Annotated in this window: 13 protein-coding genes; 11 read left to right on the top strand and 2 right to left on the bottom strand. The window is 70.1% G+C overall.

Features of this window, described 5'->3' with window-relative positions; all coding sequences use genetic code 11:
- Window positions 1-83: 83 nt before the first annotated feature.
- The gene (locus ABZ348_RS29940; RefSeq protein ID WP_358938311.1) at window positions 84-1,733 is read right to left on the bottom strand and encodes a hypothetical protein; all 1,650 of its coding nucleotides are present in this window, start codon (window positions 1,731-1,733) and stop codon (window positions 84-86) included.
- A 192-nt stretch (window positions 1,734-1,925) separates the two neighbouring features.
- Entirely contained in the window at window positions 1,926-4,133 is a 2,208-nt protein-coding gene (locus ABZ348_RS29935; RefSeq protein ID WP_358938309.1) for an elongation factor G-like protein EF-G2, read from the bottom strand.
- Window positions 4,134-4,502: 369 nt separating this feature from the next.
- Here ABZ348_RS29935 and pgsA point away from each other — a divergent pair, with 369 nt between their 5' ends.
- The 11 genes from pgsA (at window position 4,503) to yajC (ending at window position 13,882) form a co-directional block, all read left to right on the top strand.
- Window positions 4,503-5,174 (top strand): phosphatidylinositol phosphate synthase, encoded by a 672-nt coding sequence (gene pgsA / locus ABZ348_RS29930; RefSeq protein ID WP_358879226.1) that lies wholly within the window; start codon window positions 4,503-4,505, stop codon window positions 5,172-5,174.
- Window positions 5,171-6,088 (top strand): phosphatidylinositol mannoside acyltransferase, encoded by a 918-nt coding sequence (locus ABZ348_RS29925; protein WP_358938307.1) that lies wholly within the window; start codon window positions 5,171-5,173, stop codon window positions 6,086-6,088. Before pgsA ends, ABZ348_RS29925 begins: the two co-directional genes overlap by 4 nt.
- A complete protein-coding gene (locus ABZ348_RS29920; protein WP_358938306.1) occupies window positions 6,085-7,245 on the top strand; it encodes a glycosyltransferase family 4 protein in 1,161 nt (386 codons plus the stop codon). Before ABZ348_RS29925 ends, ABZ348_RS29920 begins: the two co-directional genes overlap by 4 nt.
- A gap of 89 nt (window positions 7,246-7,334) precedes the next feature.
- Window positions 7,335-7,880, top strand: a complete 546-nt coding sequence (locus tag ABZ348_RS29915) for a hypothetical protein (protein ID WP_358938305.1) — start codon at window positions 7,335-7,337, stop codon at window positions 7,878-7,880.
- 229 nt (window positions 7,881-8,109) lie between these two features.
- Entirely contained in the window at window positions 8,110-9,033 is a 924-nt protein-coding gene (gene pdxS, locus ABZ348_RS29910; RefSeq protein WP_358938303.1) for a pyridoxal 5'-phosphate synthase lyase subunit PdxS, read from the top strand.
- Window positions 9,033-9,632: a pyridoxal 5'-phosphate synthase glutaminase subunit PdxT gene (gene pdxT / locus ABZ348_RS29905; protein ID WP_358938301.1), complete on the top strand. Its 600-nt coding sequence runs from the start codon at window positions 9,033-9,035 to the stop codon at window positions 9,630-9,632. Before pdxS ends, pdxT begins: the two co-directional genes overlap by 1 nt.
- Window positions 9,633-9,695: 63 nt before the next feature.
- Window positions 9,696-10,448, top strand: a complete 753-nt coding sequence (locus tag ABZ348_RS29900) for a YebC/PmpR family DNA-binding transcriptional regulator (RefSeq protein WP_358938300.1) — start codon at window positions 9,696-9,698, stop codon at window positions 10,446-10,448.
- Between the two features lie 176 nt (window positions 10,449-10,624).
- On the top strand, window positions 10,625-11,155 hold the full coding sequence (ruvC, locus tag ABZ348_RS29895; RefSeq protein WP_358938298.1) for a crossover junction endodeoxyribonuclease RuvC: 531 nt from the start codon (window positions 10,625-10,627) through the stop codon (window positions 11,153-11,155).
- Window positions 11,152-11,769: a Holliday junction branch migration protein RuvA gene (gene ruvA / locus ABZ348_RS29890; RefSeq protein WP_358938296.1), complete on the top strand. Its 618-nt coding sequence runs from the start codon at window positions 11,152-11,154 to the stop codon at window positions 11,767-11,769. Before ruvC ends, ruvA begins: the two co-directional genes overlap by 4 nt.
- A gap of 375 nt (window positions 11,770-12,144) precedes the next feature.
- Window positions 12,145-13,236: a Holliday junction branch migration DNA helicase RuvB gene (gene ruvB / locus ABZ348_RS29885; RefSeq protein ID WP_358938294.1), complete on the top strand. Its 1,092-nt coding sequence runs from the start codon at window positions 12,145-12,147 to the stop codon at window positions 13,234-13,236.
- A 166-nt stretch (window positions 13,237-13,402) separates the two neighbouring features.
- The gene (gene yajC / locus ABZ348_RS29880) at window positions 13,403-13,882 is read left to right on the top strand and encodes a preprotein translocase subunit YajC (protein WP_358938293.1); all 480 of its coding nucleotides are present in this window, start codon (window positions 13,403-13,405) and stop codon (window positions 13,880-13,882) included.
- The last annotated feature ends 134 nt before the right edge of the window (window positions 13,883-14,016 follow it).

Raw genomic sequence — 14,016 nt, 5'->3', positions numbered from 1 at the left:
GGAGAAGTAGACACGCCAGCCCACACCTTGATTTCGGCTCCGAGGAGGACTTCGTCATGAGAGCGCGTTCGTGGACGGTCCGGTCAGGCGTCGTACAGATCCGCCTTCTTGGGCGCGAGGTCCTGGACGGCACCGCTGACGGCCATGGAACGGCTGTTGAAGCGGTCGGTGTCCACCCCGTTCTCGTTGAGGACCTTCAGCGCAGCCGCATGGGCCACGCGCAGCACGGGGGTCGCCGCGCGCAGGGCGTCGTCCGCCATGAAGCGGTGCCGCCAGGGCTGCTCGGCCCAGGCGTGCCGCAGCCCGAACGGCTCCGGCAGGCTCAGCTTGCCGCCGAGGAAGTCGAGCAGCGGGGGGTACCAGGTCAGCGGTGCGCGCACCGCGAGGCGCACCACCTCGGGGGCGTCGACCAGCGGCAGGGTGCGGCTCTTGGTCTCCCAGAAGCGGATCGCCTTGCTGGTGGTGACGGTCTTCGGCGAGGACTTGGTGGTGAACAGACCGTGCACCGGCCCGAGCGCATGGCCGGTGACCTCGATGCGCAGCGTCTCGTGGAGGACCGTGACATTGATCATCATGGTGATGATCAGCTGGCCGTCCCAGAGGGTGAACTGAACGCCCAGGTAGTGGCGGTTTCCGCTGCCGAACTGCTGGTGGTTGCAGATCCGCTGCATCTCGTGGCCCTTGATCTGGAACGCCTCCACGTCCTGACCGTCCGGGCGGGAGACCGAGCCGGCGTTCTCCCCGACGGGAGAGACGACCCAGTGCTTGACCGAAGGGGTGGGGAAGCCGCCGGAGTTCAGCGGGCCGCGCTCCAGCAGCTTCAGCTTGTCGTGCATCGCCTTGACGACGTCCCAGCTGCGGAACTGGTTGATCTCCTTGGTGGGGTCCTTGGACACCAGTTCTTCGGCCAGTTGCCAACTGCCCCAGCGGGTTCCCATGCCCAGTATTCCCTTGGGGCCCGCGTAGAAGACGGAGTTGGCGTGCTGCTCGGCGGTGAGCTTGTGCAGCCCTTGGCGCAGTTCCTCGCGCGCCTTGTCACCGGGGTTGCCGGGGACCGCGTCGGGCACCTTCGCCGCGACGCCGCCGCCCGACAGCAGACCGTCCCAGCGCTCGCGCAGGTCCTTGGCGGTCGCTTCGCAGATCCGCAGGGCGAGGAACCAGCCGATGACCGGGGCGACGATCATTCCGCGCAGGTAGTAGGCCCAGAAACCGCTGAACGGCAGCCGGATCAGAAAGAGCAGCGCGAGCCCGCCGATGGCGAACAGCAGGATGGTGCCCAAGGTGCCGGCGCGCTTGTTCTGCGCACCCGCGATCGTGCGGCGGAGCTGGAAGACCCCCATCCACAGCAGCAGACCAGGGAGGAAGAGGAGCCCGCAGACCGCGGTGATCACGGTCAGTTTGGTGTCACGCTCCTTGCGGATGCGGCTGGCCGCGAGCGCGTGCTCGACGACCGTCTGCGGCTCCATCCCGAACGACTGGATCAGCGCACCCCGCCCGCCCCCCAGCATCCGCAGTTGCAGCGCGCGGGAGAACGCCTCGCCGAGATTGGGCTCGAACAGGGAGAACTTGCCCGCGCTGACGGACGACTTGTGCCAGTCGTTGTTGGCCTTGAGGATGTCCGCCGCCGGGCTGTCGCGGTACGCGGCGGACGCCAGCGCGTGCGTCGCCGCGGTCTGCCCTGCGGAGCCCATGATCGGGACCTGTGCTCCGGGACTGAAATCGAAACCGTCCATCGTGACTTATCGCCCCCAACGCCGCTCGGCTGCTGCTCTGCGGCCTTTTCCCGGCCAACGCGCCCTGCACACATGCTGAGCTGGGCACCTCAGCGTATCCGGGGTGCGACTGATTCGTCACGGGACGGAGAAATGCCGTCCGGCGCCGCGTGCGGACGGACGGCATCCCGATCCCGGCCCCGTGGGCGGGAGTTATGCGCGATCGCCCTGGAGTTCCCCGATCCGGTCGGCGACGTGTTGCGGCATCGGCTCATGGCGGGCGTAGCGGCGGCTGAACTGGCCGGTCCCGTGGGACAGGGAGCGCAGATCGATCGCGTACCGGTCGATCTCGATCTCGGGGACCTCGGCCCGGACCAGAGTCCGTGCGCCCGACGACTGTTCGGTTCCCACGACCCGGCCGCGTCGACCGGACAGGTCGCTCATCACCGGGCCGACGTATTCGTCCGAAACCAGTACGCAGACTTCGGCCACCGGCTCCAACAGATGGATGGGGCACTCGGCAGCGGCCTCCCGCAGGGCCAGTGCGCCCGCGGTCTGGAAGGCGGCGTCCGAGGAGTCGACCGAGTGCGCCTTGCCGTCGACGAGCGTGATCCGCACGTCCACGAGGGGGTATCCGGCGATCACGCCGCGGGCGGCCTGGGCGCGTACGCCCTTCTCGACGGAGGGGATGAACTGGCGGGGCACCGCACCGCCCACCACCCTGTCGACGAACTCGATGCCCGAACCCGTCGCCAGCGGTTCCACCTCGATCGAGCAGATCGCGTACTGGCCGTGGCCGCCGGACTGCTTCACATGGCGGCCCCGGCCCGTCGACCTGGTGCCGAAGGTCTCCCGGAGGGACACCCGGTGGGGCACGACGTCGACTTGGACCCCGTACCGTTTGCGCAGCCGCTCCAGGGCGACGTCCGCATGGGCCTCGCCCAGGCACCACAGCACCACCTGACGGGTGGCCCGGTTCTGTTCGAGGCGCATGGTGGGGTCCTCGGCGACCAGTCGGGCGAGGCCGCTGGAGAGCCGGTCCTCGTCCGCCTTGCTGTGCGCGGAGATGGCCAACGGCAGCAGCGGGTCCGGCATCGGCCAGGCTTCCATCAGCAGGGGGTCGTCCTTGGCCGAGAGGGTGTCGCCGGTCTCGGCGCGCGCCAGTTTGGCGACACAGGCGAGGTCACCGGCGAAGACCTGACCGATCGGACGCTGATGGCGGCCGAAGGGAGCGGTGAGCGCACCGACCCGCTCCACCACGTCGTGGTCCTCGTGCCCGCGGTCGGCCAGGCCGTGCCCCGACACATGGACGGTCTCGTCGGCGCGCAGGGTCCCGGAGAACACGCGCACCAGGGAGATGCGCCCGACATAGGGGTCCGATGCCGTCTTGACGACTTCGGCGACCAGCGGGCCGTCCGGGTCGCAGCTGATCGGGGGGCGCTTGGCGCCCTGCGGGCTGGTGACCACGGGCGGTGCGGGCTCCAGCGGGGTGGGGAATCCGCGGGTGATCAGTTCCAGTAGCTCGACGGTGCCCAGCCCCTGCTTGGCGCCGTGTGCGGCCGGCGCGGCTGCGAGCACCGGGTGGAAGGTCCCGCGGGCGACGGCCGTCTCCAGATCGCCGATGAGACTGGCCAGGTCGATGCTCTCGCCGTTGAGGTAGCGGTCCATCAAGGACTCGTCCTCGCTCTCGGCGATGATGCCTTCGATCAGCCGGTTGCGGGCCCGTTCGATGAGGGCCGACTGGTCGGGGTCGGGGGCGAGTGCTCGACGTTCACCCGAGGAGTAGTCGAAGATCCCTTGCGTGAGGAGCCCCACCAATCCCGTCACCGGAACGTGGCCGTCGGGCCCGGGGGATCCGTACTGGGGCAGATAGAGGGGGAGGACGGCATCGGGGTCGTCGTCGCCGAAGATCGAGGCGCAGACCGCGGTCAACTCGTCGAAGCCGGTCCGGGCGGTCTCCAGATGGGTGACGACGATGGCGCGCGGCATCCCGACGGCGGCGCACTCCTCCCACACCGCGCGGGTCGCACCGGCGACCGCCTCGGGGGCCTGGGCCGCGGAGACGACGAAGAGGGCCGCGTCCGCCGCGCGCAGCCCCGCCCGGAGTTCTCCGACGAAATCCGCGTACCCCGGGGTGTCCAGGAGGTTGATCTTGTACCCCTCCCACTCGACGGGGACGAGCGAGAGCTGCACGGAACGCTGCTGGCGGTGCTCTATCTCGTCGTAGTCGGATACGGTCGCCCCGTCCTCGACGCGCCCGGCCCGGTTGAGTGCGCCCGCGGTGAGCGCCAGGGCCTCGGTCAGGGTGGTCTTTCCCGAGCCGCTGTGGCCGACCAGCACCACGTTCCGTACGGAAGAGGGCCGGTCGGCCGTCGTCGCCCTGCCGGCGGCTCCGGGGTGGGTGTGTGCCTTGTCGCCCATGGATGGTGCCTCCCGATCGATCGTGTCGATTGCACGGTGAGGAACGGTGAGGAAACAGGGCCGCGGACGCCGGGGGAAGCCGGGGCGGGCCGCCGGACCCGCCCGCCGAGGGGCCGTGGGACGGTGGCCGACGGGCAGCCGTGCTGGTGCCCGCAGTCGTCCTTCGAGCTTTCCACTCCGCCCACGGCGCGTCCATACGTCGTGCGCTCGGGAGCGGGAGGCGCCTTTCAACCGGCATCCGACCGGCACCCGGCCGGCACCCGGCCGGCACCCGCGTCGGGTCCCGGCGCTGGACCGCGTCGGTCCTGGCTACGATGGGCCAGCCGGTGGCCAAGGGGTCACACGGCTCACCCCAACCCCGGGAAGGCCATGCTGAACAAGTACGCGCGTGCATTCTTCACGCGTGTCCTCACGCCGTTCGCCGCATTTCTGCTCCGTCGCGGGGTGAGCCCCGACGCGGTCACCCTGATCGGCACGGCCGGTGTGATGGCGGGTGCGCTGGTCTTCTTCCCCAGGGGAGAGTTCTTCTGGGGCACGATCGTCATCACGCTCTTCGTCTTCTCCGACCTCATCGACGGGAACATGGCCCGCCAGGCGGGCATCTCCAGCCGCTGGGGCGCGTTCCTCGACTCGACCCTCGACCGGGTCGCCGACGGTGCGATCTTCGGCGGGTTCGCCCTCTGGTACGCGGGACAGGGCGACAACAACGTCCTGTGCGCGGTGTCCATCTTCTGTCTCGCGAGCGGTCAGGTCGTCTCGTACACCAAGGCGCGCGGCGAGGCCATCGGTCTTCCGGTCGCGGTCAACGGTCTCGTCGAACGGGCCGAGCGGCTGGTGATCTCCCTGGTCGCCGCGGGTCTGGCCGGACTGCACGCGTTCGGGGTCCCCGGCATCGACGTGCTGCTGCCGATCGCCCTGTGGATCGTCGCCGTCGGAAGTGCGGTCACCCTCGGGCAGCGGGTCGTCACCGTGCGCCGCGAGTCCGCCGAAGCCGACGCGGCCACCCAGCAGGCGCAGGGGAGCGAGGCCGAGGCAACGTGACCGCCCGTGACCGCGTCACCGACGGGCTGTACGGGCTGGGCTGGTCCGCGGTCAAGAGGTTGCCCGAACCGGCGGCGAACGCCCTCGGCCGGACGATCGCCGACTCGGTCTGGAAGCGCCGGGGCGAGGGAGTGCGCAGGCTGGAGGCCAACCTCGCGCGGGTCGTGCCCGACGCGGGTCCCGCCCGTCTCGCCGAACTGTCCCGCGCCGGGATGCGGTCCTATATGCGCTACTGGATGGAGTCCTTCCGGCTGCCGACCTGGAGCGCGGAGCGGGTCCGCGAGAGCGTGCAGGTCGACGACGTCCATCATTTGACCGACGGGATGGCCGCCGGTCGGGGGGTGATCCTGGCGCTGCCCCACCTGGCGAACTGGGACCTTGCCGGGGCCTGGGTGACGCGCACCCTGAACCACCCCTTCACCACGGTCGCCGAACGGCTCAAGCCGGAGTCGCTCTACGACCGGTTCGTGGCCTACCGCGAAAGCCTCGGCATGGAGGTGCTGCCCCACTCCGGGGGCGCCGCGTTCGGGACCCTCGCCCGTCGGCTGCGCGCCGGCGGACTGGTCTGTCTGGTCGCCGACCGCGATCTGTCGGCCTCCGGGGTCGAGGTGAAGTACTTCGGCGAGACCGCGCGGATGCCCGCGGGGCCGGCCATGCTCGCCCAACAGACCGGAGCCCTGCTGCTGCCCGTCACCCTCTGGTACGGCCGGTCGCCGACGATGTACGGCAGGGTCCATCCGCCCATCGACGTGCCCCAGACAGGTACCCGCGCCGAAAAGACGTCCTCCATGACACAACTCCTGGCCGACGCCTACGCCACGGGGATCGCCGAGCACCCGGAGGACTGGCACATGCTCCAGCGGCTGTGGCTCTCCGACCTCGACCCCCGCGACCCCCGAGGGGCCACCTCATGAAGATCGGCATCGTCTGCCCCTACTCCTGGGACGTCCCCGGAGGGGTCCAGTTCCACATCAGGGACCTGGCCGACCATCTGATCAGGCTGGGCCACGAGGTGTCCGTCCTGGCCCCCGCCGACGACGACACCCCGCTGCCGCCGTTCGTGGTGTCGGCGGGCCGTGCCGTACCGGTCCCGTACAACGGGTCCGTGGCCCGGCTGAACTTCGGCTTCCTCTCGGCCGCGCGCGTACGCCGATGGCTCCACGACGGCACCTTCGACGTGATCCACATCCATGAGCCGACCTCGCCCTCGCTCGGCCTGCTGACCTGCTGGGCCGCGCAGGGACCGATCGTCGCCACCTTCCACACCTCCAACCCGCGCTCACGCGCCATGATCGCGGCCTATCCCATCCTCCAGCCCGCGCTGGAGAAGATCAGTGCCCGGATCGCGGTCAGCGAGTACGCCCGCCGCACCCTGGTCGAGCACCTCGGCGGCGATGCGGTCGTCATTCCGAACGGCGTCGACGTCGGTTTCTTCGAGAACGCCGAACCCAAGCCCGAGTGGCAGGGCGGCACCATCGGATTCATCGGCCGCATCGACGAGCCGCGCAAGGGACTGCCGGTGCTGATGAAGGCCCTGCCCGCGATCCTCGCCGAGCGCCCCGAGACCAGGCTGTTGGTCGCCGGACGAGGGGACGAGGAGGAGGCAGTGGCCCAACTGCCCCGGGAGATGCGCTCCCGCGTCGAGTTCCTCGGCATGGTCAGCGACAAGGACAAGGCCCGACTGCTGCGCAGCGTCGACGTCTACGTCGCACCCAACACGGGCGGGGAGAGCTTCGGCATCATCCTGGTGGAGGCGATGTCCGCGGGAGCACCCGTGCTCGCCAGCGATCTGGACGCCTTCGCCCAGGTCCTCGACCAGGGGGCGGCGGGCCAACTCTTCGCCAACGAGGACGCCGACGCACTGGCCACTGCCGCCGTGCGACTCCTGGGCGACCCCGACCGGCGCACGGAACTGTCCGCGCGGGGCAGTGCGCACGTACGCCGCTTCGACTGGTCCACGGTCGGCGCCGACATCCTCGCCGTCTACGAGACGGTGACGGAGGGCGCTGCCGCGGTGGCCGCCGACGAACGCCCGGGACTGCGCTCGCGCTTCGGTCTCGCCAGGAACTGATCACCCCCGCGGGCCGCTTGTGTGGTCGGCGGCCCGCTCGTGCCGAGCTCCCACGGCGTTGACGCGGCACCCCGGTAGCCTTACGCCCCGTGACCGCAACGCTCATCTGGATCTTCGTCGCCCTGATCGCCATCGGCCTCTACCTGAGCTGGACCGCCGGGCGGCTCGACCGACTGCACACCCGGATCGACAAGGCGCGCGCCGCCCTCGACGCACAGTTGCTGCGCCGGGCCTCGGTGACGCAGGAGTTGGCCACGGCCGGCGTGCTCGACCCGGCCGCGTCCATCGTGCTCTACGAGGCCGCGCGCACGGCCAGGCAAGCCGACGAGGAGCAGCGCGAGGTCGCCGAGAGCGAGTTGAGCGCCGCGCTGCGTGCGGTCTTCGAGGAGCCGGCGCAGGTCGAGGCGGTGCGCGAGGTGCCCGGCGGTGAGGACGCCACATCGGAGTTGGCGCAGGCCGTACGGCGCGTCCCGATGGCACGGCGGTTCCACAACGACGCGGTGCGCGCGGCACGGGCGCTGCGCCGCCACCGCAAGGTGCGCTGGTTCCGTCTGGCCGGGCACGCGCCCTTCCCGTTGGCCTTCGAGATGGACGACGAGCCGCCGACCGCGCTCGCGGACCGTCCCGGCAGCTGAGTCCGGGCCCGGGGCGCCGGGCCGATGGCCACCGGGATCGACGGGCCGACCCCATCGCCCGTACCTACCTGCACCTACCCGCATATACCTGCAAAAACGATCCACCGGCTATCCATTGGCCCTTGCAGTGGACTGATCCGTGGCGGTTCCATCAATGACGCACCGCGGCGCCGCTCGCAGCGGCCGTCAGAGGCGGTCATCACCATCGTCTTCGAGTGAGGTCCCTTCCGTGTCCAGCACGCTCTCCACCACCCCGCAGTCCGCCGACTCCCCGGCGACGGGCACCGCACGCGTCAAGCGCGGCATGGCCGAGCAGCTCAAGGGCGGCGTCATCATGGACGTGGTCAACGCCGAGCAGGCGAAGATCGCCGAGGACGCGGGCGCCGTGGCCGTCATGGCCCTGGAGCGGGTCCCCGCCGACATCCGCAAGGACGGCGGAGTCGCGCGGATGTCGGACCCCAACATGATCGAAGAGATCATCGAGGCCGTCTCCATCCCCGTCATGGCCAAGTCCCGCATCGGGCACTTCGTCGAGGCCCAGGTCCTCCAGTCGCTCGGCGTCGACTACATCGACGAGTCCGAGGTCCTCACCCCCGCCGACGAGGTCAACCACTCCGACAAGTGGGCCTTCACCACGCCGTTCGTCTGTGGCGCCACCAACCTCGGTGAGGCGCTGCGCCGGATCGCCGAGGGCGCCGCCATGATCCGCTCCAAGGGCGAGGCGGGCACGGGCAACGTCGTCGAGGCCGTTCGTCACCTGCGCCAGATCAAGAACGAGATCGCCAAGCTCCGCGGCTTCGACAACAACGAGCTGTACGCCGCGGCCAAGGAGCTGCGCGCCCCCTACGAGCTCGTCAAGGAGGTCTCCGAGCTCGGCAAGCTCCCGGTGGTCCTCTTCTCCGCCGGTGGTGTGGCCACCCCCGCCGACGCCGCGCTGATGCGCCAGCTCGGCGCTGAGGGCGTCTTCGTCGGCTCGGGCATCTTCAAGTCCGGCGACCCGGCGAAGCGGGCCGCGGCGATCGTCAAGGCGACCACGTTCTTCGACGACCCCAAGATCATCGCGGATGCGTCCCGGAACCTGGGCGAGGCCATGGTCGGCATCAACTGCGACACGCTGCCCGAGGCCGAGCGCTACGCCAACCGGGGCTGGTGATGACCGCTCCCGCCCATCCGGTCATCGGAGTGCTCGCACTCCAGGGCGATGTACGGGAGCATCTGGTGGCCCTGGTCGCGGCGGGTGCCGTGGCCAGGCCGGTCAGACGCCCCGAAGAGTTGGCACAGGTCGCAGGGCTGGTCATACCCGGCGGCGAGTCCACGACGATCTCCAAGCTGGCCCATCTCTTCGGGATGATGGAGCCGCTGCGCGAGCGGGTGCGTTCCGGGATGCCCGTCTACGGCACCTGCGCCGGGCTGATCCTGCTCGCCGACAAGATCCTCGACCCCCGATCCGGTCAGGAGACGATCGGCGGCATCGAGATGATCGTCCGCCGCAACGCCTTCGGCCGGCAGAACGAGTCCTTCGAGGCGGCCGTCGAGGTCGCCGGGGTCGAGGGCGGTCCCGTGGAGGGCGTGTTCATCCGCGCACCCTGGGTGGAGTCGGTCGGCGCGGACGTCGAAGTGCTCGCCGAGTACGACGGTCACATCGTCGCGGTCCGACAGGGCCGCGTCCTCGCCACGTCCTTCCATCCGGAGCTCACCGGGGACCACCGGATGCACGGCCTCTTCGCGGACATGGTGCGCGCGGCCGGGTGAGCCCGTCCCGGTAGGATCTCTGCCGAAGGCAAGCGCAATGGGTAACGCGAAGGAGACAGGCAGATGTCCGGCCACTCTAAATGGGCTACGACGAAGCACAAGAAGGCCGTGATCGATGCCAAGCGCGGCAAGCTCTTCGCGAAGCTGATCAAGAACATCGAGGTCGCCGCCCGCACCGGTGGTGCTGACATCGAGGGCAACCCGACCCTTTTCGACGCCATCCAGAAGGCGAAGAAGCAGTCGGTGCCCAACAAGAACATCGACTCCGCGGTCAAGCGCGGCGCCGGTCTGGAGGCGGGCGGCGCCGACTACGAGACGATCATGTACGAGGGCTACGGTCCCAACGGGGTCGCCGTCCTCATCGAGTGCCTCACCGACAACCGCAACCGCGCGGCGTCCGACGTCCGGGTCGCCATGACCCGCAACGGCGGTTCGATGGCCGACCCCGGTTCCGTCTCCTACCTGTTCCACCGCAAGGGCGTGGTGATCGTCCCCAAGGGTGAGCTGACCGAGGACGACGTCCTCGGAGCCGTCCTGGACGCGGGCGCGGAAGAGGTCAACGACCTCGGCGAGTCCTTCGAGGTCCTCAGCGAGGCCACCGACCTCGTCGCGGTGCGCACGGCGCTCCAGACCGAGGGCATCGACTATGACTCGGCCGAGGCCAACTTCGTCCCGACCATGCAGGTCGAGTTGGACGAAGAGGGCGCGCGCAAGATCTTCAAGCTCATCGACGCGCTGGAGGACAGCGACGACGTCCAGAACGTCTTCGCCAACTTCGATGTCTCGGACGAGGTCATGCAGAAGGTCGACGCCTGATCGACGGGGTCCATCGCGCACGGCCGAACGGGCCGACGGCACCCACCGTCGGCCCGTTTTCCATGTCTCCGTACGGGCAACGGCATGTCTCTGTACGGGCAACAGGTCGTGCGCAGCGGCTGATTGTCAGCGGCAGCGGATAGCCTGCACAAACAGGTGACCGAAGGAGGGGCGGCGTGCGTGTGCTCGGGGTGGACCCCGGCCTGACCCGGTGCGGCGTCGGAGTCGTCGAGGGAGTGGCAGGCCGTCCGCTGACGATGATCGGCGTCGGCGTCGTCCGCACGCCCAGCGATGCCGAGTTGGCCGTTCGCCTCGTCGCCATCGAGCAGGGCATCGAGCAGTGGCTGGATGACCACCGCCCCGACTGCGTCGCCGTGGAGCGGGTGTTCAGCCAGCACAACGTACGGACGGTCATGGGCACCGCCCAGGCCAGCGCCGTCGCCATGCTCTGTGCCGCGCGCCGCGGTCTGCCCGTCGTCCTCCACACGCCGAGCGAGGTCAAGGCGGCCGTGACCGGCAGTGGTCGCGCGGACAAGGCCCAGGTCGGCGCGATGGTGACCCGGCTGCTGAGGCTCGCCGCCCCGCCCACACCGGCCGACGCCGCCGATGCCCTCGCCCTCGCCATCTGCCACATCTGGCGCGCCCCCGCCCAGAACCGCCTCCAGCAGGCGGTCGCCCAGCACACAGCGAAAGGCCGTACCGCATGATCGCCTTTGTGAGCGGCCCGGTCGCCGCACTCGCCCCCACGACCGCGGTGATCGAAGTCGGGGGGATCGGGATGGCGGTGCAGTGCGCTCCCCGTACCCTCTCCACGCTCCGCATCGGCGAGCCGGCCAAACTCGCGACGTCCCTGGTGGTCCGCGAGGACTCCCTCACGCTCTACGGATTCACCGACGACGACGAGCGGCAGGTCTTCGAGCTCCTCCAGACGGCCAGTGGGGTCGGGCCGCGCCTGGCCCAGGCGATGCTGGCGGTGCACACCCCCGACGTGCTGCGGATCGCGGTGGCTTCGGGTGACGAGAAGACGCTGACCGCCGTGCCCGGCATCGGCAAGAGGGGCGCGCAGAAGCTGCTCCTGGAGCTGAAGGACCGGCTCGGCGAGCCCGTCGGAGGGCACGGCGCGCGTCAGGGCGTCGGGACCGCGATCACCCCGTCATGGCGCGATCAACTGCACGCGGCCCTGATCGGGCTGGGATACGCCACGCGCGAGGCAGATGAGGCGGTGGCAGCCGTCACCCCCCAGGCCGAGGCATCGAGTGGCGATCCCCAGATCGGGGTGCTCCTACGGGCCGCGCTCCAGACCCTGAACCGCGCCCGATGAGCTGCAAGAGGGCGGTTCGGCCCCGGCGCACCCGGGGCCGACGAAGACACTCGTCGCTCGGCGTGCGCCGATGCCCCTGCGCCACCGCGGAACCCGCTGCCCCATGACGGTGACGGCGGAGTGCAGGCGCTCGGCACGGCCGCATCGTCCACACGGGTGTCCCTCGTACGGGTGGGGTGACGCGGGCGGTCGAGCCGTACCCCGCGCCTCCCGCTGGGACACCGATGAACGGAAGCCGCCGCCCCGCCCCCGTTCATCGAGCACGTCGATCCACCCGTTCCATCCCTTGGGCAGGCGGCACCCCGCCCCGCCCCCGACCGATCAGGACCGTCCGTCCGCGGCCCGGCCGCGCCAACCCGATGAGGCACTTCCGCAGTGAACTGGGACGACAGCACCCCTGCCCCGGCCGACGACGTGGCCATCCCTGCCGACGGACGGCTCGTCGGAGCATCGGCGGACGGCGAGGACCAGGCGGTGGAGGCCGCGCTGCGGCCCAAGTCGCTGGGAGAGTTCGTCGGCCAGGAGCGGGTGCGTGAACAACTCGACCTGGTGCTGAAGGCGGCGCTGGCCCGGGGCGCCACCGCTGACCACGTCCTGCTCTCGGGCGCCCCCGGCCTGGGCAAGACCACCCTCTCCATGATCATCGCGGCCGAGATGAAGGCCCCGATCCGCATCACCTCGGGCCCGGCCATCCAACACGCCGGAGACCTCGCCGCGATCCTCTCCTCGCTCCAGGAGGGCGAGGTTCTCTTCCTCGACGAGATCCACCGGATGTCGCGCCCCGCCGAAGAAATGCTGTACATGGCGATGGAGGACTTCCGGGTCGACGTCATCGTGGGCAAGGGCCCCGGAGCCACCGCCATCCCGCTGGACCTGCCGCCCTTCACCCTGGTGGGGGCCACGACCCGGGCGGGCCTGCTGCCGCCCCCGCTGCGGGACCGTTTCGGCTTCACCGCCCACATGGAGTTCTACGCCCCCGCAGAACTGGAGCGGGTGCTCCACCGCTCGGCCCGCCTCCTCGATGTGGAGATCGACGAGGAGGGCGCGGCCGAGATCGCCGGACGCTCCCGCGGCACGCCGCGCATCGCCAACCGGCTGCTGCGCCGGGTGCGCGACTACGCCCAGGTCAAGAGGGACGGCGCCGTCACCCGGGAGATCGCCGCCGCCGCCCTTCGGGTGTACGAGGTCGACGAACGCGGTCTCGACCGTCTCGACCGGGCGGTGCTCACGGCCCTGCTCAAGCTCTTCGGCGGCGGCCCCGTGGGTCTGTCCACCCTGGCGGTGGCGGTGGGGGAGGAGCGGGAGACCGTCGAGGAGGTCGCTGAACCCTTCCTCGTCAGGGAGGGGCTACTGGCGCGTACGCCCCGTGGTCGGGTCGCCACTCCGGCGGCCTGGGCGCATCTCGGACTGGTGCCGCCCCAGCAGCTCCCGGGCGCAAGCGGACAACAAGGGTTGTTCGGGGCGTGACGGCGCGGAGACTCTTCGCGGGAGGAACCACAGTGCGATGCTGGGCGTTGTTCCAATGATGCGGACTCGCTTAGACTCCGCCGATGCCGCCCCTTCCAGGTCGGCGTACCCACCCCCGTAGATAGGCCGCCTCATTGACGCGGTCGTTTGAAGGAAGTTTCTTCCCGTGAATCTCCTGACCTTCCTCCCCTTCATCGTGCTCATCGGGGCCATGTTCCTGATGACCCGCTCCGCCAAGAAGAAGCAGCAGCAGGCCGCGCAGATGCGCGACTCGATGCAGCCAGGCACCGGAGTGCGCACGATCGGAGGCATGTACGCCACCGTCAAGGAGCTTCACGACGACACCGTGCTCCTTGAGGTCGCCCCCGGCGTCCACGCCGTCTATGCGAAGAACGCCATCGGTGCCGTCCTCGACGACGAGGAGTACAACCGCATCGTCCACGGCGATGACCCCGCCGAGCAGACCCCGATCGTGCCCGATGACGCCTCCTCGCTCACCGAGGGCACCGGCTCTGACACGACGGACGCGGCTGACACCGATGTCACCAAGATCGAGCTGGGCAAGAAGCCCAAGTCGGACGAGCCCGCAGCCGCCGACGCTGACACCGAGGTGACCAAGGACAACAAGGCCGACGGCGACAAGTAGCCATGTTCGGGGACCGCGGGCACGGCCGATGCCAAGCGGTCCTCTGGTCGTGTTGACTTCTTCGGGGGCAGGTCCCCACAACACTTCGTGGCCGCCCGAGCGCATACCCCGCGCCGGACGGTTGGACAGGGAGA

Origin of the sequence: Streptomyces sp. NPDC005963 (assembly GCF_040638655.1) — a bacterium.
GTDB lineage: Bacteria > Actinomycetota > Actinomycetes > Streptomycetales > Streptomycetaceae > Streptomyces.
This window is presented reverse-complemented; position numbering and strand designations above follow the sequence as displayed.